The 21,826-nt window shown below is 49.2% G+C and carries 21 protein-coding genes; 4 read left to right on the top strand and 17 right to left on the bottom strand.

Annotation, left to right across the window (positions count from 1 at the left end):
• Window positions 1–313: 313 nt before the first annotated feature.
• The 12 genes from CFT61_RS05270 to CFT61_RS05325 form a co-directional block, all read right to left on the bottom strand.
• Entirely contained in the window at window positions 314–1,588 is a 1,275-nt protein-coding gene (locus CFT61_RS05270; RefSeq protein ID WP_089543416.1) for an S-adenosylmethionine:tRNA ribosyltransferase-isomerase, read from the bottom strand.
• Between the two features lie 70 nt (window positions 1,589–1,658).
• Entirely contained in the window at window positions 1,659–2,363 is a 705-nt protein-coding gene (locus CFT61_RS05275; protein ID WP_089543417.1) for a phosphatase PAP2 family protein, read from the bottom strand.
• 73 nt (window positions 2,364–2,436) lie between these two features.
• Complete coding sequence (locus CFT61_RS05280; RefSeq protein WP_089543418.1) at window positions 2,437–5,034, bottom strand: BatD family protein; 2,598 nt, start codon at window positions 5,032–5,034, stop codon at window positions 2,437–2,439.
• A gap of 57 nt (window positions 5,035–5,091) precedes the next feature.
• Window positions 5,092–5,838: a tetratricopeptide repeat protein gene (locus CFT61_RS05285; protein ID WP_089543419.1), complete on the bottom strand. Its 747-nt coding sequence runs from the start codon at window positions 5,836–5,838 to the stop codon at window positions 5,092–5,094.
• 155 nt (window positions 5,839–5,993) lie between these two features.
• Window positions 5,994–7,034 carry a vWA domain-containing protein gene (locus CFT61_RS05290; protein ID WP_089543420.1) on the bottom strand — a complete coding sequence of 347 codons (1,041 nt, stop codon included), beginning with the start codon at window positions 7,032–7,034 and terminating at the stop codon, window positions 5,994–5,996.
• A 44-nt stretch (window positions 7,035–7,078) separates the two neighbouring features.
• Entirely contained in the window at window positions 7,079–8,077 is a 999-nt protein-coding gene (locus tag CFT61_RS05295) for a vWA domain-containing protein (RefSeq protein ID WP_089543421.1), read from the bottom strand.
• A 58-nt stretch (window positions 8,078–8,135) separates the two neighbouring features.
• Window positions 8,136–9,212, bottom strand: coding sequence for a BatD family protein (locus tag CFT61_RS05300; RefSeq protein ID WP_089543422.1), 1,077 nt, complete (start codon window positions 9,210–9,212; stop codon window positions 8,136–8,138).
• Window positions 9,213–9,223: 11 nt separating this feature from the next.
• On the bottom strand, window positions 9,224–10,093 hold the full coding sequence (locus tag CFT61_RS05305; RefSeq protein ID WP_089543423.1) for a DUF58 domain-containing protein: 870 nt from the start codon (window positions 10,091–10,093) through the stop codon (window positions 9,224–9,226).
• A 28-nt stretch (window positions 10,094–10,121) separates the two neighbouring features.
• The gene (locus CFT61_RS05310) at window positions 10,122–11,117 is read right to left on the bottom strand and encodes an AAA family ATPase (protein ID WP_089543424.1); all 996 of its coding nucleotides are present in this window, start codon (window positions 11,115–11,117) and stop codon (window positions 10,122–10,124) included.
• 197 nt (window positions 11,118–11,314) lie between these two features.
• Window positions 11,315–12,535, bottom strand: coding sequence for an MFS transporter (locus CFT61_RS05315; protein WP_089543425.1), 1,221 nt, complete (start codon window positions 12,533–12,535; stop codon window positions 11,315–11,317).
• Window position 12,536: 1 nt separating this feature from the next.
• Entirely contained in the window at window positions 12,537–13,355 is an 819-nt protein-coding gene (gene panB / locus CFT61_RS05320) for a 3-methyl-2-oxobutanoate hydroxymethyltransferase (RefSeq protein WP_089543426.1), read from the bottom strand.
• Window positions 13,356–13,387: 32 nt separating this feature from the next.
• A complete protein-coding gene (locus CFT61_RS05325; protein ID WP_089543427.1) occupies window positions 13,388–14,083 on the bottom strand; it encodes an HAD family hydrolase in 696 nt (231 codons plus the stop codon).
• 201 nt (window positions 14,084–14,284) lie between these two features.
• Here CFT61_RS05325 and rsmG point away from each other — a divergent pair, with 201 nt between their 5' ends.
• The 4 genes from rsmG to CFT61_RS05345 are packed head-to-tail and all read left to right on the top strand — an operon-like array spanning window position 14,285 to window position 17,812.
• Complete coding sequence (gene rsmG, locus CFT61_RS05330; RefSeq protein ID WP_089543428.1) at window positions 14,285–14,908, top strand: 16S rRNA (guanine(527)-N(7))-methyltransferase RsmG; 624 nt, start codon at window positions 14,285–14,287, stop codon at window positions 14,906–14,908.
• Window positions 14,909–14,926: 18 nt separating this feature from the next.
• Window positions 14,927–15,571 carry an MBL fold metallo-hydrolase gene (locus CFT61_RS05335; RefSeq protein WP_089543429.1) on the top strand — a complete coding sequence of 215 codons (645 nt, stop codon included), beginning with the start codon at window positions 14,927–14,929 and terminating at the stop codon, window positions 15,569–15,571.
• A 55-nt stretch (window positions 15,572–15,626) separates the two neighbouring features.
• A complete protein-coding gene (gene ruvC / locus CFT61_RS05340) occupies window positions 15,627–16,268 on the top strand; it encodes a crossover junction endodeoxyribonuclease RuvC (RefSeq protein WP_089543430.1) in 642 nt (213 codons plus the stop codon).
• Between the two features lie 56 nt (window positions 16,269–16,324).
• Window positions 16,325–17,812: an ATP-binding cassette domain-containing protein gene (locus tag CFT61_RS05345; protein ID WP_089543431.1), complete on the top strand. Its 1,488-nt coding sequence runs from the start codon at window positions 16,325–16,327 to the stop codon at window positions 17,810–17,812.
• Window positions 17,813–17,916: 104 nt separating this feature from the next.
• Here the strand turns inward: CFT61_RS05345 and CFT61_RS05350 are convergent, their stop codons facing one another.
• From CFT61_RS05350 to CFT61_RS05370, 5 genes are all read right to left on the bottom strand, one after another.
• Window positions 17,917–18,192: a Txe/YoeB family addiction module toxin gene (locus CFT61_RS05350; protein ID WP_089543432.1), complete on the bottom strand. Its 276-nt coding sequence runs from the start codon at window positions 18,190–18,192 to the stop codon at window positions 17,917–17,919.
• Window positions 18,189–18,467, bottom strand: coding sequence for a thymidylate kinase (locus tag CFT61_RS05355; protein ID WP_119250465.1), 279 nt, complete (start codon window positions 18,465–18,467; stop codon window positions 18,189–18,191). Before CFT61_RS05355 ends, CFT61_RS05350 begins: the two co-directional genes overlap by 4 nt.
• Window positions 18,468–19,013: 546 nt before the next feature.
• A complete protein-coding gene (locus CFT61_RS05360; RefSeq protein ID WP_089543434.1) occupies window positions 19,014–20,678 on the bottom strand; it encodes a dipeptidase in 1,665 nt (554 codons plus the stop codon).
• Window positions 20,679–20,698: 20 nt separating this feature from the next.
• A complete protein-coding gene (nadC, locus tag CFT61_RS05365; protein ID WP_089543435.1) occupies window positions 20,699–21,550 on the bottom strand; it encodes a carboxylating nicotinate-nucleotide diphosphorylase in 852 nt (283 codons plus the stop codon).
• A 53-nt stretch (window positions 21,551–21,603) separates the two neighbouring features.
• Window positions 21,604–21,825 (bottom strand): hypothetical protein, encoded by a 222-nt coding sequence (locus CFT61_RS05370; protein WP_089543436.1) that lies wholly within the window; start codon window positions 21,823–21,825, stop codon window positions 21,604–21,606.
• Between the last annotated feature and the right edge of the window lies 1 nt (window position 21,826).

A 21,826-nucleotide genomic window follows, 5' to 3' on the forward strand; every position in this document is an offset into this window, starting at 1 on the left:
CTAACTACTTACTCAAGTTTCGCAAGTAAGCCCCACACGCCCTGAAAGGGCAGAAGCTCCTAGCCCAGGGCATCGCCCTGGGTGTTTATGGACGCAAAACTGCCGCCCTGTAAGGGCAAAAGCTTTCAAATACCTGGCAATATACAAAGCTTTTGCCCTTACAGGGCGCCTTGCTGATTGCCATTATACCCAGGGCGATGCCCTGGGCTAGGAGCTTTTGGGCCTTCAGCCCGTACTTGAACCACATGCGAAACTTCAGTACTTATTTCTTTCTTCCTATGAAAGAGTTTCTTCTTGTGAAAAGAGCATTTCCTTACGGAATGAGCAGGGAGGAATCTCCATAGCTCAGGAAGCGGAAATCATGAGAGAGGGCATAATCATATACCTTCTTCCAATCACCATGCAGGAAAGCACTCACCAGGAGAAGCAGGGTGCTCTGAGGCTGATGGAAATTGGTTACCAGCATCTTCACAATCTTATAGGTATAACCTGGAGCGATGATGATCTGCGTGCTGGAATGAAGGGCTTCCAATCCGTTGCGGTCGAGATAATCGACGATTGCCTGGATAGCCTGCACCGGAGTGATGTCATCCACCAGATTGCCATCTGCCGACAACTCGTATGGATCCCACTGTTTTACATGCAGATCCTCTTCACTTGCCTCAGGATGCTTGATGAGATGCACGCCCATATAGTAGAGACTCTCGATGGTGCGCACACTGGTGGTTCCCACGGCAATGACCTGGCACTCGTGCTTGATGAGCTTTTCCAGACTGCGACGATGAACCACGATATATTCGGTATGCATCTGATGGCCTTCTATCTCAAGACTCTTCACTGGCTTAAAGGTTCCCGCTCCAACATGAAGGGTTACCTCTTCACGGTCGATGCCATGCGCATCCAGGTCCTGGAGCACCGCATCGGTGAAATGCAGACCGGCTGTTGGGGCAGCCACACTACCCTTGATCTTGGAATATACGGTCTGATAAGTGGTCTTGTCACTTTCTTCTGTCTTGCGGTTCAGATAAGGAGGGATAGGCAACTCTCCCACTGCTTCGAGAATCTCGGCAAAGGAAACATGCTCGTTGTCCCAGTCGAAATCCACCCAGTAGTTGGTGCCGCCACCTTTAGCCACCATTTCAGCCGCCTCTGTGCTGAGCGCATCTCCACGGCGCATGGTAGCAGAGAGGGTAAGCTGATGACCCTTGATCTCGAAGTCGCGCTTCAGGCTTCCCTCTTTCCATTTCTTCAGGTTACCAATCATACAGAGCCATGAGCAGTGACCCGATGTCTGGAACATCAGCTCATAGTCGGTAGGTGCAGCAGGTTCCATCAGGAACACCTCGATGAGTGCTCCCGTCTCCTTGCGGAAATGCATGCGCGCCTGGATTACCTTGGTATTATTGAATACCATCATGGCACCCTTTGGCAGATAGTCGGGAAGATGGAAGAACACATCGTCGCTCACCTCGCCATGCTTATAGACCAGCAGTTTACTGTGGTCGCGCTGTGAGATAGGAAACTTGGCGATGCGCTCATCTGGCAAATCGTAATTATAATCACTAATCTTAATATGTTTTGTATCCATTGCTTTCTTTGAAAATTGAACTTTTTATTTTTGAAAATAGTGATGCCCCCCAAGAAGGCTCACTGCCTGATTACAACCCCGTCATCAGAACGACGGCACGCAGGATGACATATACGAGGGTGAGCATCAGAACGGTCATAATCATATCGATGTCATCGCAATCATATCCCGTACAGGTATATTGATTCGAAACATACTTGATTTCCGGTGACATACGCCGGTACATACGATGGAAGAAAAGATATACCAGCGTACCAACCACCATGCCCAGCAGCATACCGCAAACGATGTCCAGCGGATAATGAACGCCCAGATAGAGGCGGGTCCAGCAGTTCACCAGCGACCATGCTATCAGGGTGAAGGTGAGCATCCTGCTCCTTACAAGCAGCGAGAAGAACACGGCTATCGCCATGGTGTTGGCTGCATGCGCCGAACAGAAACTGTAGTCCTTCAGACGAAGATTATCCACTACCTGTACGGAATATTTTACCAGCGGATCGTTGGAAGGTCGCCATCTGGCCGCAAGCGGTTTGATGATTCCCTCGGCAATGCCATCGGCAAAAAGGATGCACAGGAATGCGCAGCCTACAATAAGACCAATCTGCCCGATTGTCTCATTATTGCGCATCACGATGATAAAGAGTACAAGATAGAGCGGTATCCAGGTGAAACCCGAAGTAAGTGCCATCACCAACTGGTCGAGAATCACATTGTTACTGCCGTTGAACCACTGCAGTATCTGAAAGTCAATATCTTGTATCGAACTAAAATCCATTTACTTATTGTTTTATATTTAATGTTGAATGTAGAATGATATCAGTGTCTGACGCTCCATCCACTTCATTCTCCTAGATTTCCTCGAGATGCTTGGTCTCGATCCATCCTTCTCTTCCATCGCCTACGCGGATGCCACGCCAGTCGGTCATACCCTTGTCGATGATATCTACACGGGTACCCTCGTGGAGAACAAACTGATCGGTACTGGTCTTGGCAGGCGTCTTCTTGATGTTCACGGAAGGTGAGATGATGATGGCACCCTTGCGGTTGTCAAGCGCCTGCTTCTGCTGATAGGCAAAGAGATTGCTCAGCAGGAAGACGAGGAAGAAGCCGATACCGCCAAAGAAGCCGATCTTGCGCATCAGGATGTGCGGACCGAAGAGATAGAGCAGCACGAGCAGCAGCGCCATGATGATGGAGATGATACCAGTCTTCGCCCAGTTATCTACACTCGTGAAATTGACCAGCGCCTTATACCAGGTAACAAAGAACATTTCGCTTACCGGGGTAATCTTGTCGATGGTCTTGCTGCGTGCAAACTGGAGATTGAAGTTGATATCCTCATCTCCAGGCGAGAGCAGGCGGGCACGTTCATAGTTGAGCACCGCCTTGGTGATATTGTCTGTACGATAGTAGGCATTGCCGAGATTGTAGTAAATCTCGGCAGAGGCACCATTCTTGAGTAGCTCTTCGTAGTCGCGGATAGCCTGCTGGTAGTTGCCTTTCTGGTATTCCGTATCAGCATTGTTCTTGGTGATTGCCAATACCGGAGAAGCGCCGAAGCCCAGCATCGCCAGGAGCAGCCATACGAAGGAATATCCGGCAGGATGCTTCTTGGCGTTCTTGCGAGTCGCATTGATTGCATTTTCTATTTCCATAATCGCTGTCATTGCCGATTCGAAGGTACGGTTCATATTGCCGGCAGGATCGCCTGGAGCATAACGCTCGAACTCGCACTCATCGAGAGCGGAAGTAAACTTCTGTATTGTAACATCGTCCACATCGTGGGCGAAGAGTTTCTCACGGATATTCTCACGAGAGAGCTGCTCTACCGGCATGTTCAGCTTGTAGCTCATATATCCCCAGAGGGCACGCATCACCTCATCGTAGAACTTCCCCTGCTTGCCCTGCAACATCAGCTTGTTGGCCATGCGCAGACGCTTGGTGGCTATCTTGCCCGCCTTGTTGGAGCGCTTCTTCACGATGTCGGCATTCTCGATGGCTCTGCGGTGGAATACCACCAGCAGCACGAAGAAGGCGATGAGCGGAATGAGCAGACAGGTCCAGTAGCCGAAGCTTCCGAAGAACATATCATCTGCCTGATGCTGTGAGGTCTTGCCCAACATGATGGTATGGATATCCTTGTCCTTGCTGGTATAGTCAGCCGACTCGGATGTGGATCCATCTCCCTTCTCCACGTTCAGAGTGAAAGGTTGGGTCTTGATGGTCTTATACGCATTCTTGCTGGTATCATAATAGGTGAACTCCACGGCTGGAATGGTATAGCTGCCCTGATTGCGAGGAACAGCCAGGAAATCGTAGATCATATTACCCTCCACTCCATTGGCGGTGAGTCGGGTCTTATCTGTTACCTTGGCATCATACTTGTCGAAATCCTTCGGGAAATTCACTACTGGCTGCTTCAGTAACTTGAGGTTTCCGATACCTCCCACTATCACACGGAGCGTGATCGGTTCGCCTGCCTTGATTTCCTTCTTGTCAAGACAAGCAGAGATATTGAACTTACCTACTCCACCCGAGAAGTTGGCAGGGCGCTGAGGCAACGGATCTACCTGCAGGGTGATACCCGGAGCCTTGATGTCCTTCTTTACCTCTACATATCCGGAGCCGCCATTGAAGAAGGCCTCCATAGGGTCAACATTGCGGTTCTGCTGTACCACGATGCCCTTGAAGGTGATGGAAGGAATCTCCAGCTTACCGGTCATCTGAGGATACATCACATACTGGCTCCAGGTAACACACTTGTAAGGACGGCCGTTCACCATTTCGGTATGGAAAGTCTTCTGCTGTGGCAGAGGTACTTCCTGGTTGTGGAATCCCTTCAGGTCTGGCATCTTGCCTTCCAGCTGGGTGAGTTCCACCTGTGTATATACCTTGTAGGTAAGCAGGATAGGTTCCTGCTCGTGTACTCTCTTCTTGTTGGCAGACACCTTGATGAAGAGGTCGCTGCCTGAGATGGCAGAGCCTGCGGTACGCATACGAGGTTGGTCGTAGCTATTCTGTCCGTGCATGCTAGGAGCGCCGTTGGTATGCTGGGCGTGACCCGACACCGTAATCCTCACGGCGTGAGAAGCCAGGCTCCTGCCCCCCACGATGGCGTGGGAAGAACCAATATTGAAGGTACCATTCTTTGCCGCATAAAGGGTGTAGGTGATGGTTACAGATGAAGAGGACGAGGTATGTCCGTTGATCATCTGATAACTGGATTGCGAAGATGTGTAAGGGCCTGCGATGACTTCGAGTCCATCCTGCACTGCACCCATTCTGAATTCCTCTACATCACGGGTGTTGATGGTATAGGCGACACGGAAGTTTTCTCCAGCCGCTACGTGCGATGGAGCCGACACGGAGATATGCTGGGCCACCGCATGCACCTGGTAGCCTAGCAAGCATATCAGCAATATCATATACCAACCTATTCTTTTCATATCGTATCTTAAATAATAGCTAAATATTATATGTAAATCGTATTTTTATCTAATCTTTTACCAATTCTTGTCGTAAGCCTTTCTGCGTGGCTGGCTCATCGCCTTCTGCAACTTGCGCTTGGTGGCTTGCTCCTGCTGAACGGCGGCATTCAGGAGCTGCTCGGCATTCTCGCGGCTCATTTTGTCCTGGTTCGGCTGGTTTTGGTTCTGATTATTCTTGTTATTCTTATTTTTATTCTTGTCGTTCTTGTTCTTATCGTCGTTTTTATCCTTGTTGTCTTTGTTCTTGTCCTTATTCTGATCCTTCTTGTTCTTGTCCTTGTTCTTATCCTTGTTGTTCTTGTTCTTATCCTTGTTTTGCGGATTGTTCTTGAGCAACTTCTTGCAGAGGGCAAGATTATAACGGGTCTCATTGTCCTGTGGATTGCATCTCAGCGCCATCTTGTAGTATTCGATGGCCTGGGCATATTCACGGTGGTTCTGCATGATCACGCCCATATTGTGATAGCTGGCTGCACGGCGGAGGCGGTTGGTTTCCAACTGGGCTGCATTGGTAAATTGCTGTATCGCCATGGAGTCTTTCTGCTGCGCCATGAGCGCACAACCAAGATTGTATATCGCCTGTGGATTCTTCTGATTCTTGGAGATAGCCTTGCGATATTGGGTTTCTGCCACTGCCCATTTCTGGGATTTGAAGGCACGATTGCCCTGACGGATCAGGTTACGATCAGTCTGGGCTCCGACTTGTGCCGTACCCACCAGCAACATTGCCACAGTTACTATTATATAATGTATATACTTCATTTTTACATCTATATTTTAAAGCTTTTGCCCTTTCAGCTTTACCCAGGGCGATGCCCTGGGCTAAGAGCTTCTGCCCTTTCAGGGCGACTCCGGAAACGAAACCGGAAAACAACCGTTCAGGGCAAATAGGTGACAGGCCTGACTTTCTGCCCCGATTATTTCGGCAGCTTCAAGGAATCCCTTTTGAAGAACTTGATGTTCCTGAGCAACGGATTCTTTACTTCCAGCATGCAGACCTCGATGATGAGCAGGAGGATGATGAGAATGCCCACAGCCTGAAACTGTTCATCGTAGGCACTGTATATCACGCTGGTCATATCTCCCTTCTGCAACTTGGTAAGGTCATCATTCAATGCCTTTTCTGCATCGCTCGTATTATCCACATGGATATACTGACCCTTGCCAGCCTGCGCCAGTTCGCGGCACATCTGCTCGTTGAGGGCAGTCATCACGGTATTGCCTGCGTGATCCTTCAGATAAGAGCCATCGCCCATCGGGATAGGAGCACCCTTGGTATTACCGATACCGAGGATAAACACATTGATGCCCTTCTTCTGGGCAATCTCGGCTGCCTCCTTGGCACCATCCTCATGGTTCTCACCATCGGTAATCACGATGATGGCTCTACCCACATTGTCCTGCTGGGTAAAACTCTTGGTGGCAAGCGAGATGGCATCGCCGATATTGGTACCCTGAGTCTGGATCAGCCCCGGTGTGATATTCTGCAGGAACATCTTTGCCGATACATAATCGCTGGTGATAGGCAACTGCACGAAGGCATCGCCTGCAAAGACGATCAGTCCGATCTTGTCGTTGCTGAAGTTATCTACCAGATTCTCTATCAGCATCTTGCTCTTGTCGAGACGGGAAGGAGCCACATCCTCGGCAAGCATGGAATTGGAGATATCGAGACAGATCATCGTCTCGATGCCATTACGCTTGTCGTGAGAAATTTTGCTTCCCATCTGAGGGCGAGCCACCATCACGATGACGAGTGCCAAGGCAGCAAGCATCAGCACAAACTTCACCGTAGGACGGTATTTGGATATGTCGGGCATCAACTGCTTGAGCAGTTCCGGATCGCCCAAGCTTTTCAGCTTAGCCTTTCGCCTTCTCCAGCCTACCAGACGAACCAGTATGAGCACCGGTATCAGCCAGAGCAGCCAGAGAAACGTAGGATCTTCAAATCTTAACATATTTATATGATGTTATAATCTATTTTGTCTAAACTCCTCTTTCATCAAGGAATTCTTCTGAACCAAGTGAGGCGGAGCAATATCTCCAGGAGCAGTACCAGGAGTGCACCCAGGGCAAAAGGCTGATAGGCCTCATAGCGCTTGGCAAAATGCTTCACATTAAACTTAGACTTCTCCAACTTGTCGATGTCCTTGTAGATTTTCTTCAACTCGGCTGTACTCGTAGCACGATAGAAGTTTCCATCGGTGGTCTGAGCGATGTCGCGCAGCGTCGGGGTATCGATTTCCACCGGGATATTGACATACTGTACGCCTCCTGCCACAGGCATCGGATAAGGCGCCACCTTGTTGGTTCCCACACCAATGGTATAGACTCTGATGCCGTAGCTCTTGGCTATCTCGGCAGCGGTCATAGGCGAGATGTCACCCATGTTGTTACTACCGTCGGTGAGCAGGATTACCACCTTGCTCTTTGCCTTGGAATCCTTGAGTCGGGTCACAGCGTTGGCAAGTCCCATACCCACAGCGGTACCGTCGTCGATGAGTCCGCGAGCCGCAATATCAGTGCGGGTATCATGCAGGAGTCTGAGCAGACTGGCATGATCGGTGGTCATCGGACATTGCGTGAAAGCCTCTCCGGCAAAGATGGTGAGTCCGATATTGTCGGTAGGACGGCCTGAGATAAACTCAGTGGCAACATCCTTTGCCGCCTCCATACGGTTTGGCTTCAGGTCCTCGGCAAGCATAGAGGTTGATACGTCCATGGCAAGCATGATATCGATACCTTCTACGGTCTTGTTGTCCCAGGAATAGTGGGTCTGCGGACGGGCCATGGCGATGACGATGAGCACGAAGCAGATGCATCTCAGCACCATCGGCAGATGGATGAGTCTGACGCGCATGCTCTTGGGAGCATACTGATAGATTCGTGTATCACTCATGCGCATCGTAGGCTCGCTCTTCTTCCTGCCCAGGAAATACCATAATATATAAGGTATCAGCAGCAGGAGCAGCAGAAAATATGCTTTACTTGCAAATTCCATTTCTTAATTTCTTTTTATTGTTTACATCACCAGCTCTGGATTTCTGAGCCTGATGACATTACATCACGAGCATCGCTACCTGATAAACGATGTAGCCGAAGATGGCAACTACGCTGATGCCGCCCACCCAGAGCAGGGTCTTGATGAGTCGGCGCTGCTGCTGCGACTTCTGGTCTTCGGTGCTGAGCGTTGGAACGATCTTCTCCTCCTTAGGCTGCTCATCGGTCTTCGTCTGATCGATGAAGTTGATGGCATTCACCAGGTTGGCATCGTTCTCGTTCATCGGAATCTCGTACTTGGCAAACTTCACCAGGTCGGCGGTGGAGAAGAGCATTCTCAGCTCGTCTATCATCTTCTGGTCGCCCGAAGCACGCAGGTGCTCGATGATTTCTCCACTGGTCATCTCCATCGCATTGAATCCGAAGCGGCTCACGATATAGGCACGCAGCGTATTGGTCAACTGGGTGTAGTACTCTTTCTGAGTCTCCTGGCTGGCACTGGTATGATGATGCTTGATGTCATTGATTTCACGCAGCGCCTTCTCATGGGCAGGCACCCTCTTCACGATGCGGATGCGGGCGATGATAGGCTTGTTCTTCTTCAGACGATTGCGGAGATAAATCATTGCACCACAGATGATAATCATCAGCAGGCTCAACCAGAAGGCGAAGCTCCACTCACTCCACTCGAAAGGATTATCCTGTACACCCTTTGCCGGATAGAACTGGTTAGGATGCACCGTATCTACCGGAACGGTGAGCACCTTCAGTGCCAACGGATTTCCGTGATAGCTCTTGCCGTCGATCTTCACATCGAGTGCAGGAACCACATACACCTTCTCATCGAAAGAGGTAAGCGTATAGTCGCGGCTCACCTGGATGCGGTCATCACCCATCTGCATCGTGTCGCCCTTGCTCTGCTCCACCACCTCTACACCAGGTACAATCTGATCCTGAGGCTTGAAGGATGGCAGCACAATTCTGGCACCCTTCCGGGCAGTAGCCTTGAGGTGCAGGATGGTCTGCTGTCCGATAAGCAGCTGCAGGGAATCCATGCGCTGCTCCACGGTCTGACCGAAAGCCAGCGTAGAGCAACCCATCAGCGCCATCGTCAATATGATATTCTTTATTTTCATGTTATCTTACTTTAGCCTCTCTGTTTGAACAGCATCAGGAGCGCCTTCGAGAAGTCCTCATTGGTGGCTACCGAAGTCCAATCTACCTTGCTCTTAGCAAAGAGCTGTCGCAGATTCTCCTGCTGTCGCAACCAGTTTTGGGTGTGAGCCACTCTCAATTTCTTCGAACTGGTATCGATATACATCTCGTGTCCCGTCTCGGCATCCATCACCTTGAGCAGTCCCACGTCGGGCAGCTGCTTGGCACGTGGATCATACACCTGTATTCCCACCACATCGTGCTTCTGGTTGGCTATCTGCAGCTGGTGCTGATAGTCCTTGCTATCGTAGAAGTCGCTGATGACGAAAGCCGTGCAATGGCGCTTCATCACTCTCGTGAAGTATTCCAGGGCACATCCGATATCGGTACGCTGACTCTCGGGATGAAAATCGAGCATCTCACGAATGATGTAGAGGATATGCTTGCGTCCCTTCTTGGGAGGGATATATTTCTCTATTCTGTCGGAAAAGAAGATGACACCTATCTTGTCGTTGTTCTGGATGGCACTGAAGGCAAGGGTTGCAGCTATCTCGGTAGCCAGGTCGCGCTTCATCTGGCGCATGGTACCGAAATCGAGCGAACCGCTCACATCCACCATCAGCATCACGGTAAGCTCTCGCTCTTCTTCAAAGACCTTGACGAAAGGGCGATGGAAGCGAGCCGTCACATTCCAGTCGATGTCTCTCACGTCGTCGCCATACTGATATTCGCGCACCTCGGCAAAGGCCATTCCCCTACCCTTGAAGGCAGAATGATACTGGCCGGCGAAGATGTTCTGGCTCAATCCGCGAGTCTTGATCTCGATCTTCCGAACTTTCTTTAAGATATCTTGTGTATCCAACTTAATTTACTTTGAATTTTGAACTAAATCAAGGCACTTCAACCTTGTTGATGATGCGGCTGACGATTTCCTCGCTGGTGATTTCGCTTGCCTCTGCCTCGTAAGAGAGGCCGATGCGGTGGCGGAGCACATCGTGAGCCACGGCACGTACATCCTCAGGAATCACGTAGCCACGGTGCTTGATGAAGGCGTAGGCTCTGGCTGCCTTGGCAAGTGAGATGCTGGCACGAGGACTGCCGCCAAAGGTAATCATATCCTTCAACTCGCCCAGGCCGTAACGGTCTGGATAACGGGTAGCAAAGACGATGTCGGCAATATACTGCTCAATCTTCTCATCGATATACACCTCGTTGACGATGCTGCGAGCCTTCAGGATTTCCTCGGCTGTAGTAACCGGAGTCACGGTAGGCAGACCGCCCTGGATGTTTTCACGGATGATGAGCTTCTCTTCTTCGATGGTAGGATAATCGATGACAACCTTGAGGAGGAAACGGTCCACCTGAGCCTCAGGCAACTGATAGGTACCCTCCTGCTCTACCGGGTTCTGGGTAGCCATCACCAGGAATGGATTAGGCAAATGGAAAGTCTGCTCGCCGATGGTTACCTGATGTTCCTGCATCGCCTCGAGCAAGGCACTCTGCACCTTGGCTGGAGCACGGTTGATCTCATCTGCCAGGACGAAGTTGGCAAACACAGGTCCTCGCTTCACATGGAAGGCTTCATCCTTCTGCGAATAAATCTGCGTACCGATCACGTCGGCAGGCAACAAATCGGGTGTAAACTGTATGCGGCTATAGTCTGCACTAATCAACTGTGACAATGTTTTGATTGCAAGAGTCTTCGCCAGACCCGGTACACCTTCCAGGAGAATGTGACCATCAGAGAGAAGACCGATAAGGAGACAGTCAACGAGGTGCTTCTGACCTACGATGACCTTGTTCATGCCCATTACCAGGTTGGTAACGAACTGACTCTGTTGTTCAATCCGGATATTCAACTCACGGATATCAATAGCTTCTGCCATAATCTTATTATCAATTTTACGTTTAATTCATTCTAAAAACAGAACAAAGGGCACTTCCAAAATGCCCTCCGTCCTCAAATCAAACGCAAAAGTACTCAATTATGAGCACAAAAGCGAATAAAGCTAACTAAATTATATTAAAAAAGTTTCACAAACGCTATTTTTAGAAACTTTTAATAAAGCAGGCACACGAAGCATCAGCGATTGCGATGCTTCATATACCATGGATGTACTAGGAAATTATACACCAGGAGAGAAACCACTGTCAATCCGAAAGTCGGATACAGAAGTTCCTTATACACAGGATTCAAGATCACCGAATCCATACCAAGACCCTTCGGATACAAGTCCTTCACCAGCCAGAAACCCAATCCGATTCCTAAGCTCAACCCCAGTTCCCACGCCAGGAAGAAGGAGCTCATACTGGTGCCACGCTGGCAATGCTTGGCAAGCTTGATGTAGAAAAGCAGGAATCGGCTTCCGATGATACCCACTCCCAAGGCAAGCAAGGCAGGTACAAGCATCTCTTCGGCAAAACCCTGATCGCTTAAGGAAACAAATTCTGCTGCCGCGATCAATATCAGTCCCACGATTACCTGACTCTTCAGCTCTGCATCTGCAAAAACGTATTTCTCTGCCACCAATGCCAGAAACAGTCCGCAAAAAAACATCGCATAGACGGTGAGAGAATGAGGCAGCGACAGATAGAAGCCCGGTATCACCATGATGCATACAATATTGACGAACAGCGGAAATCCCTGAGGCAGGAAAAAGCGGTCGCTACTGATGAGTGACACGTTTTCTGACGGAGCCTTGAACGGGAATTTCACTCTGGAAACCAGCACCAAGGCAACCAATGCCAATACTGAGGCTACAGGAAAAACGACTTTCATACTGAAAACATTATAGACCAGAAGCGACAGCAATGGACCTACCGCAATGGAAAAGCGGGCAAACCAGGAGGTGATATAATTCGCCTCCGTACGCTGGAAAGATTCACAGGTATCGATAATCAGCGTACTCGCCAGCGACATCTCTGCCAAACCCAGGAAAGCGCCCTGAATCAGACGCATCACCACCAGCATCTCGAAGCCCACCTTGATATTCCAGAAGGTTTCCAGATAATAAAGAACGACGAGACTGACTGCCACACCCAGGATGGATATCTGGCATACCCGATTGCGGCGATAGCGCTGCACCAGATAGGAGCAGAAGCCACCCAAAAGAAAGATGCCCAAGCCATAAGCAGCATAAACCACGCCAATCTGAGTAACGGAATATCCATCCTTAGCCATAAAATAAGGTATGGTCAGGAGGAGCATGTAGATGCTCGTCATCAGGAAGAGATTGGCGAAGCAGAGACGCCAGAAGTCACGGTGCCACAGATTAAAATGCACCGGGGTATTTTGCGTATCCATCTTAGTAGCTCTCTTCTGCGCTTGGATACTCCACGCTCTTCACGGCGTCGATATAAGCCTTTACTCCCTTCTGCATCTCCTCGCCTACCTGGGCAAAATGACGCAGGAATTTTGGCTTGAAGCCCTGGGTCATACCGAGCGCATCAGCATAAACCAAAACCTGTCCATCACAACCGTTACCAGCTCCAATACCGATAGTTACAGCGTTTACCTGACGTGAAACTTCAGCCGCCAGTTTGGCAGGGACCTTCTCCAGAACGATGGCAAAACAGCCAGCCTTATCCAGAGCTTTAGCATCGCTGATCAGCTTCTCTGCCTCTGCATCCTCCTTGGCACGGATGCCGTAACCGCCAAACTTATTCACGCTCTGAGGAGTAAGTCCGAGATGGCCGCAAACAGGAATACCGGCATTGATGAGTGCCTGAACAGTATCCAGGATTTCCACGCCACCTTCCAGCTTCAGCGCATCCACGCCCGTCTCCTTCATCATTCGGCAGGCATTGCGCAAGGCATCTTCCTTGCAAACCTGATAGCTGCCGAAAGGCATATCACAGAGCACGAGTGCATGATTGCAGGCGCGGGCCACACTGCGTGCGTGGTAAATCATCTGATCTACGGTGATAGGCAATGTATCAGCATTTCCAGCCATCACATTGCTAGCCGAATCACCAATCAGGATGGTATCGATGCCAGCAGCATCGATGATGCCTGCGGTAGTGAAATCGTAGGCAGTAAGCATCGTAACCTTCTCACCTGCCGCCTTCATTTCGGTGTAGGTCTTGGTTGTGATTTTCTTTTTGTCTGTAGATAAATATCCCATATAATTGTGTTTACTAAAAAGTATTATTCTTATCAGTCTATTTTCCTGATTATCCTTTCTACAATCTTTTCCAGGTCATCGTATCCGAATCCATTGTAATCGGCTATCACATAGTCGCTGTATGGCTGGATGCTCTCTGCAGAATTGGTAGTAGCGAGCCCGAGGGTAAATGCACCCGAAGCTCTCACGGCCTTCAGTCCGTTGAAGCTGTCTTCCAGACCCACACATTCCTCCGGCTTTGCTCCGAAGCAGGCAGCACCCTTGAGATAACAGTCTGGATCCGGCTTGCTTTTGGCAAAATCTTCGCTGGTGAGCACGCGGTCAAAATAGGTCTTGAACTCAGGATGATGCTTATACACCTGCTCCATCTTCTGCAGATTGCTGCTCGTCACCACAGCGCACTTCACACCATGCGCCTTCACGTCTTTCAGGAAAGTTTCGAATCCGGGAATGTAAGGATACGACATATTCAGCTCGAACTCATCGAGCCGGGCTGTTATCTTAGCCTGTTCCGACTTGTAATCGGTGTATCCATCAATATGAGCGAATGTGGCATCATCAGAGAAGTACTTGTCGTAGATCTGAACCAGGGTCTGTCCCTTGATGCGGAGCGCAAAGTCAGGCATCTCCGGATGATACTCCCTGCCTATCATTCCCCAGAAAACGGAATACTGGCTTTCGGTATCGAAAACCACGCCGTCTAAGTCGAATAATGCTGCTTTTATCATTACTTTTTATATTAAATAAATACTATCTAACATCTTTTTCGGGTGCAAAGGTACACATTTTTTTGCTAACAAGCCCCGAAATAACTACTAAATATACAAAAAAAGCTAATTTTATTTTGTTTTATCTACAATTTGCACTACCTTTGCATCGGTTTATATACATTAATAAATATAGATAGAAAGAAACAAAAACAAGATAGAATGAATATCATAGAGAAATATTTCCCTCACCTCACCGACGAGCAGAAGAAGCAGTTCGCTGCCCTCGACGGTCTGTATCGCGATTGGAATGCCAAGATCAATGTCATCAGCCGCAAGGATATCGACAACCTCTACGAGCACCATGTGCTCCACTCTCTGGCTATTGCCAAGGCGATCAACTTCCGCACGGGTTCAGAGATTCTCGACTTCGGATGCGGCGGTGGTTTCCCGGGCATCCCGCTCGCCATCCTCTTCCCTGAGTGCAAGTTCAAACTCATCGACGGCACCGGCAAGAAGATTAAGGTGTGCAATGAGGTGGCTGGCGCTATCGGACTCAAGAACCTGGTGGCTGAACACCTGCGCGGCGAGGACGAGAAAGGCAAGTACGACTTCGTGGTGAGCCGTGCCGTGATGCAGTTGCCCGACCTGATGAAGATCATCAAGAAGAACTTCAAGAAGGCTGGTCAGAATGCCCTGCCTAATGGTTTGCTCTGCCTCAAGGGCGGCAATCTGAAGGAAGAGCTCAAGCAGTATTATAAGATTTCGGAAATCACCCCTCTCAGCACCTTCTTCGATGAGGAGTGGTTCAGCCAGGACAAGCAGCTGGTTTATGTTCCTGCTTAAATTAAAGAAAAAAGTAAAATGCTACATATCGAAAGATTCCAAGTCAACATGTTGCAGGAAAACTGCTACGTGGTCAGCGATGACACCCTCGAGTGCGTCATCATAGATTGCGGCGCCTTCTATCCTGAAGAGCGCAAGGCGATCACCGAGTATATCAGAAAGAACAATCTGAAGCCTGTTCATCTCCTCGTTACCCATGGTCATCTCGACCATAATTTCGGCAACGATACCATCTACCAGGAGTTCGGACTGAAGCCGGAAGTGGCACAGGGCGATGAGAAGCTGATGAAGGGTCTGGCTCATCAGGCAGAGACATTCTACCAGATGCAGCTCGACACCCACTTCCCTCCTATCGGTCATTTCTTTGAGGAAGATGAGGTAATCAAGTTCGGCAATCACGAATTCACCATCATCGAGACTCCGGGCCACAGCAACGGCTCCGTATGCTTCTATTGCGAGGCAGAGCACGTACTCTTCTCGGGCGATACCCTCTTCAAGAGCTCCATCGGCAGAACCGATTTCCCTGGCGGCAGCATGTTCCGCATCATCAACAGCCTGCGCCATCTCGGCATGTTGCCGGATGAGACACAGGTGCTGCCAGGGCACGGAGAGGCTACCAGCATCGGCGAGGAATTGGCTCACAATCCATATATGGACCGATAGATTCTGGAAGATACAGCATTCAGAATTCCAAGGATTCAGAAGATACAGCATTCAGATGATTCAGAAGAAATCGAACACAGAGAAAATCATCCTGGGCATTGACCCCGGCACCAACGTGATGGGCTATGGCGTGATACGCGTCATCGGCAACAAGGCAGAACTGGTGGTGATGGGTGTCATCGATATGCGCAAGGAGAAAGATCCCTACTTGCGACTCGGCAGGATTTTCGAGCGGGTGACTGGCATCATCGACTCCTATCTGCCCGACGAGATGGCGATAGAGGCTCCCTTCTTCGGCAAGAATGTGCAGTCGATGCTCAAGCTCGGCAGGGCGCAGGGAGTGGCTATCGCTGCTGCCATCCACCACGACGTACCCATCCACGAGTACGCTCCGCTGAAAATCAAGATGGCAATTACCGGACAAGGTCAGGCTTCCAAGGAGCAGGTGGCGGCGATGCTGCAGCGTATGCTCAACATCCGGGAAGACGAGATGCCGAAATACATGGATGCCACCGATGCCCTGGGCGCTGCCTACTGCCATTTCCTGCAGATGGGCAGACCCGAAACGGGTGCAAAGCCCTATAGCAGCTGGAAGGATTTTGCTACCAAGAACGCCAGCCGCATAGAGAAAGGTACAGGCATGACGGGTCCGCAGGCAAAGCTTCTGGCGGCTATCAACCGTACCACGCACAAGTAGCCTAGCCCGGAAATATCATCCTGTTATCAAGCAATATATCAAAAAAAATAAGAGAGATGCAAAAGATTATCAGTATTCAGAATGGCGTAACCCGTATGCCGGAATGGCGTATGGCTGAGCCAGTTAACTTCGAGGCATGCGACGGCGAGCATATCGCTATCGTAGGTCCCAATGGTGGAGGTAAGTCGATGTTCGTGGACATCCTTGTGGGCAGACACCCGCTGTTGATGCACGATCCTGATTACGACTTTTCTCCTAGTACCAAATCCCTGGTGAGCGACAATATCAAATATATCACCTTCCGTGATACCTACGGAGGCGACAACGACCGCACCTACTTCCTGCAGCAGCGCTGGAACCAGCTGGAAATAGATGAGAACACGCCTATCGTCAAGGACAAGCTGGAAGAGGCTTATCAGATGGCTGGCGAAGATACGCCGGAGCGCAGACAGCTGCAGGAACACATCTACGAGCTGTTCCACATGCACCACCTGCTCGACAAATACACCATCCTGCTGAGCAGTGGAGAGCTCCGCAAGTTCAAGCTTGCCTCTACCCTCTTCTCAGAGCCTCGCGTGCTGATTATGGACAATCCTTTCATCGGTCTGGATGCCGACACCCGCGACCAGCTCAAGGAGCTTCTCAAGTCACTCACCACAGAGCATCATCTGCAGATCATCCTCGTATTGAGCAAGAGCGATGACATCCCAGACTTCATCACCCACGTGGTAGAAGTGAAGGATATGAAGGTATATCCTAAGCTTACCAAGGAAGAATATCTGGCACAGCGCAACCCCATCCCTGCCCACGTATTATGCGAAGAATTAGAACAAGCCATCATCGACCTGCCATATAGCGACCGGGAATATCACAGTCAGGAAGTGGTGAAGATGAACAAGGTTCGCATCCAGTATGGCGAGCGCATCATCCTCAACGATCTCGACTGGACGGTTAACAATGGTGAGCGCTGGGCGCTGAGCGGACAGAACGGTGCCGGCAAGAGTACCCTGCTCAGCCTGGTATGTGCCGACAATCCGCAGAGCTACGCCTGTGACATAGCCCTCTTCGGCAATCCTCGTGGCAGCGGCGAGAGCATCTGGGATATCAAGAAGCATATCGGCTATGTATCTCCAGAGCTTCACCGTTCCTATCAGCGTGATATGCCAGCCATCCGCATCGTGGCGAGCGGTCTTACCGATTCTGTGGGTCTCTATGTAAAGCCTAAGGAAGAGGATATGGACCAGTGCCGTTTCTGGATGAAGGTATTCGGTCTGGAGGGTTTGGAAGATCGTGGTTTCCTGAAGCTGTCAAGTGGCGAGCAGCGCCTGGTTCTTCTGGCACGCGCCTTCGTGAAGGATCCCGAGCTCCTCATCCTCGACGAACCTCTTCATGGTCTTGACAACAGAAACCGCCGCCTGGTAAAGGATATCATCGAGGCATTCTGCAAGCGAAAGAACAAGACGATGATCATGGTTACCCACTATAAGGAAGAGCTCCCTGCCTGCATCGACCACAGCATCTTCCTGAAGAGACATACGAAATAGGAAAGCGACTCAGTGACATCACAAAGCTATCACAATAAAACAAGATCTCCCCATAAGCACAGGCTTCTGTAGCCTGGCTTATGGGGAGATTATATTTTTGCGAGTTATTTGTCATTATAGTGACCTTCAACTTCAATTACAACTACAGTTATAATATCATCAAAAACATTATATATAATTCTGTCATGAGCTGTAATATGGCGGGAATAAGTTATATCGTTTCCCCCTTTCATTGCCTCAGGATGCCCAATACCTTCACGAGGTGTTTCTGCTATACTATTCAGAACCTTTCTTAGTTTCTCAAAAAGAGGCCTATTCGATTTTTTCCATTTTTTGATAACTTTAGTGGCATCTTTTGAATAATCTATTTTGTAAATCATAGAGAATCAAGCCATTTGTTCATCTCGGTTGAATTTTCAAAATGAAGAGTCTCTCCTTTTTTATATTCATCCATTGCTTTATCAATCTTCTTCTGCAATTCTTCATCAATTGTATTATCCTCTACAACTTCAGAAGGATGGAGAATACTAATGAGAAGACTTTCCACATAGTTATTAAGGCTGCGATTGCTAGCCTTAGCCTTTTCTTTCAGTTCTTCCAGCAAACTGCTTTGGAACCTGAACGAAGTTGGGATTCTTGCTGCTGTTGTTGACATAATCATTAATATTTTAAATTAGTTCTGCAAATATACAGCAAATCCCTGACAACGCAAAGTTTTTTTGTGATTTTAACACATAATATTCCCCCAACCTGCCAAAACATACTGGTTGGGGGAATATCCGTGTAAACAATATTCAAGGAAGAGAGAATCAGACGAAAACGCCTGGAAAATGGGAGAAAAAGAGATTGAGAATTTTCCCTTAAGGATTTTTATTTTTTTCCTTAAGGGAAAATATATTTTTCCTTAAGGAAAACGGCAGCTTCTCTTAAGAGTTTTTTCCGCAACGCTCAACTTGTAAAGTTATTTATCACAACCAGTATTTCAAGAAGCGTATGGACTCATTATTTCTATTTCAGTTTGCATGTGCTCATCCATGCTTTCATCATGGCAATCTCCTATCTGCACGTAAGATGGAAGAGTTGCCATTAAAGCATATTGAAAAGCTCATTAGACACCAAGTAAAGTTTGAAGGAGCGACATACAAAATCTCCCTATAAGCCAGGTGATAAAGACACCTGAACTTATAGGGAGATTCTTGTTTTATTTCTTCTCCTCTGGAACCAGGAACTTATCGCCACTCTGCTTGACAAGCTGCTTGGCAAACTTCTCTGGATAACCAGGACGAACTGGAGTAGCACCCAAACCGTATGGAGTCTTCTTGAAGGTACCATTCTTATCGGTTGGCTTGATGATCATATCATTGTACTTCACCACCATGAACTCGAAAAGCTGGTTCCAGCGAGCCAACATCTGCTGAGCCTTCTCTACACTGTAGTCGTTGAGATACTTCACAGCAGCCTGTGGGTTCTGGGCATAAAGCTCCTGAGCCTTCTTCTCAACACCTGCCTGAGCAGCGAAATAGCTGTTGTCCAAGCTATCACGAACCTCCTTCAAGGTTGGGAACATCAGACTGTAACGAGGATAAACCATGTTGCTAGTCATGTTGCAAACCCAGTATGCGTTTTTCTTGCTGAAATGCACCGCATCAGCACCAGGAGTATTGTAGCACTCAGGACGCTCGGTCATAGAGCAATATACTGGAGTGAACGCAGCCATATTGGCATCGTCGTTGGCAAACCAGAACACGCCGCCAATCTCTCTTGGCAACCATGAACGCATCTGGCTCACGAATACGAAACCACTCTGCTGGGTGCTGACAGGACGCTCGTTGAAATACTGCTTGCCATCCACCTTGTACATCAATGGTGTAGGACGATAAGGCATCTCCCAGATACCACCACCTATGTCAGAACCATCAGCTACAGAAAGAGGAGTACCCTCGTAATGGTCGCGCATCACATTCTCAACATCCTGAACGCTCACCTTCTTGTTAGGAACCACCCAGAGAGGCATATCCTGCGCATCAGGATTCTTGCCGAGTGCCCAATCCAGATAAGGACTCATATCATAGAAGTGGTTCAGCATAGCCCAGGCACGGGCATCGCAGAAACGGCGACCCGAGAAATCAGGCTTGGCATACGCCATCTTCCAGGAGAAATCAGCATCCTTGCCCTTGAACCAGCCCTTGCTGCGGGCAAAAGATACCACATCCTTGGCATACATCACGTTCTTCTTGTCCTTCATATTGAACTTGCCGATGCGGCTCTGGTTGGCATGCGCACAGATGGCATCATCCGGAATACGGAGAGCTACCCATACAGCACCCTTGGAACCGGCACCCTTACCCATCATCTCCATGATCCAAGCCTCTTTAGGATCGCAGATGGTGAAGGTCTCACCGCCAGAGTTGTAACCATAGGTATTGGCGAGGGTGGTCATCACCTTGATAGCCTCGCGAGCCGTCTTACTGCGCTGGAGAGCTACATAGATGAGTGAGCCATAATCCATGATACCGGTAGAATCTACCATCTCCTCACGACCGCCATAGGTAGTCTCGCCGATGGTAACCTGCCACTCGTTGATGTTGCCGATTACGTTGTAGGTCTCGGCAGCCTCAGGAATCTCGCCATAATACTTATTGCTGTCCCAATCGAAAATCTTGCGCATCTCGCCCTTGGCATGTTTAGCCGCAGGATAATGGCAGAGGTACTGGAACATTCCGTAGTCGTCGGCACTGTAAGAACACATCACCGAACCATCTACTGATGCCTTCTTGCCCACGATGAAGTTGCTGCAGGCCTCAGCCTCTGAGACACTGCCCAACATAGCTACAGCCATCAGGGCTGAAGCAAAAATCTTATTCATAAAATATACCTTTATTTATATTAATCACAAGCCTTGAAGCTCATATCCAAACCCTTCACACTGTGTGTCAAGGCACCTACAGAGATAAAGTCAACACCCTGCTCTGCATAGTCACGGATGGTATCGTAGGTGATACCGCCAGATGACTCTGTCTCATACTTTCCAGCGATGATATCTACTGCCTTCTTGGTATCAGGCACAGAGAAGTTATCGAGCATGATACGGTTGACACCGCCGTGCTTCAATACCTGGTCGAGCTCATCGAAGCTGCGAACCTCGATTTCAATCTTCAGATCGAGCCCCTTCTCCTTGAGATAAGCATGGCAACGGTCGATGGCGTTATCGATACCGCCAGCGAAATCGATGTGATTGTCCTTGAGGAGAATCATATCGAAGAGACCGATACGATGGTTCATACCACCACCAATCTTCACAGCCTGCTTCTCCAACATACGGAGACCTGGAGTAGTCTTACGGGTGTCGAGGATGTGAGTCTTGGTACCTTCAAGGCGCTTCACATACTTGGCAGTCATGGTAGCGATACCGCTCATACGCTGCATGATGTTGAGCATCAGGCGCTCAGTCTGAAGCAGCGAACGGGTCTTGCCCTCTACGATCATAGCGATGTCGCCCTTCTTCACGTGGGTACCATCCTGCAACAGAACCTCTACCTTCATGGTAGGATCGAAGCGTGCGAATACCTTCTTAGCCATTTCTACACCTGCCAAAACGCCATCTTCCTTGATGAGCAAATGGCTCTTACCCATGGCGTCCTCTGGAATGCAACACAAGGTTGTGTGGTCGCCATCACCGATATCCTCAGCAAATGCCAAGTCTATCAACTTGTCTTCTAATTGATCTACGCTTAACATATTATTAATGTTTATTGTTTAATGTTTATTGTTTACTTTTGGGGGGAAGACTATCAACTCTTGATCCTTTTCCCGTTCCATAGGGCGCAGAGGATGCCTTCCTCATCACGCTCTACCCTGATTTCTCCACCCAGCCATTCGGTCATGGGCAACTCCTCACGGAACTCATAGTAATTGACTACTCTACCCTCGGCAATCTCCACCACTGCCTGCTGCAGGATGGTGCCATCGGGAAGCACCACGGTATGAGCACCGCATCTTCTCAGTTCCTCCATC

It is taken from the genome of Segatella copri, from assembly GCF_002224675.1.
Taxonomy (GTDB): Bacteria; Bacteroidota; Bacteroidia; order Bacteroidales; family Bacteroidaceae; genus Prevotella; species Prevotella copri_U.

Excerpts from the sequence above, each read along its gene's own strand:
- CFT61_RS05360 (WP_089543434.1), bottom strand. The coding sequence starts at position 20,678 with ATGAATAAGATTTTTGCTTCAGCCCTGATGGCTGTAGCTATGTTGGGC.
- CFT61_RS05325 (WP_089543427.1), bottom strand. The coding sequence starts at position 14,083 with ATGATAAAAGCAGCATTATTCGACTTAGACGGCGTGGTTTTCGATACC.
- CFT61_RS05280 (WP_089543418.1), bottom strand. The coding sequence starts at position 5,034 with ATGAAAAGAATAGGTTGGTATATGATATTGCTGATATGCTTGCTAGGC.
- CFT61_RS05310 (WP_089543424.1), bottom strand. The coding sequence starts at position 11,117 with ATGGCAGAAGCTATTGATATCCGTGAGTTGAATATCCGGATTGAACAA.
- nadC (WP_089543435.1), bottom strand. The coding sequence starts at position 21,550 with ATGTTAAGCGTAGATCAATTAGAAGACAAGTTGATAGACTTGGCATTT.
- CFT61_RS05290 (WP_089543420.1), bottom strand. The coding sequence starts at position 7,034 with ATGTTAAGATTTGAAGATCCTACGTTTCTCTGGCTGCTCTGGCTGATA.
- CFT61_RS05270 (WP_089543416.1), bottom strand. The coding sequence starts at position 1,588 with ATGGATACAAAACATATTAAGATTAGTGATTATAATTACGATTTGCCA.
- CFT61_RS05350 (WP_089543432.1), bottom strand. The coding sequence starts at position 18,192 with ATGATTTACAAAATAGATTATTCAAAAGATGCCACTAAAGTTATCAAA.
- rsmG (WP_089543428.1), top strand. The coding sequence starts at position 14,285 with ATGAATATCATAGAGAAATATTTCCCTCACCTCACCGACGAGCAGAAG.
- CFT61_RS05370 (WP_089543436.1), bottom strand. The coding sequence starts at position 21,825 with ATGGAGGAACTGAGAAGATGCGGTGCTCATACCGTGGTGCTTCCCGAT.
- CFT61_RS05295 (WP_089543421.1), bottom strand. The coding sequence starts at position 8,077 with ATGGAATTTGCAAGTAAAGCATATTTTCTGCTGCTCCTGCTGCTGATA.
- CFT61_RS05285 (WP_089543419.1), bottom strand. The coding sequence starts at position 5,838 with ATGAAGTATATACATTATATAATAGTAACTGTGGCAATGTTGCTGGTG.
- CFT61_RS05355 (WP_119250465.1), bottom strand. The coding sequence starts at position 18,467 with ATGTCAACAACAGCAGCAAGAATCCCAACTTCGTTCAGGTTCCAAAGC.
- panB (WP_089543426.1), bottom strand. The coding sequence starts at position 13,355 with ATGGGATATTTATCTACAGACAAAAAGAAAATCACAACCAAGACCTAC.
- CFT61_RS05315 (WP_089543425.1), bottom strand. The coding sequence starts at position 12,535 with ATGGATACGCAAAATACCCCGGTGCATTTTAATCTGTGGCACCGTGAC.
- CFT61_RS05335 (WP_089543429.1), top strand. The coding sequence starts at position 14,927 with ATGCTACATATCGAAAGATTCCAAGTCAACATGTTGCAGGAAAACTGC.
- CFT61_RS05345 (WP_089543431.1), top strand. The coding sequence starts at position 16,325 with ATGCAAAAGATTATCAGTATTCAGAATGGCGTAACCCGTATGCCGGAA.
- CFT61_RS05300 (WP_089543422.1), bottom strand. The coding sequence starts at position 9,212 with ATGAAAATAAAGAATATCATATTGACGATGGCGCTGATGGGTTGCTCT.
- CFT61_RS05275 (WP_089543417.1), bottom strand. The coding sequence starts at position 2,363 with ATGGATTTTAGTTCGATACAAGATATTGACTTTCAGATACTGCAGTGG.
- ruvC (WP_089543430.1), top strand. The coding sequence starts at position 15,627 with ATGATTCAGAAGAAATCGAACACAGAGAAAATCATCCTGGGCATTGAC.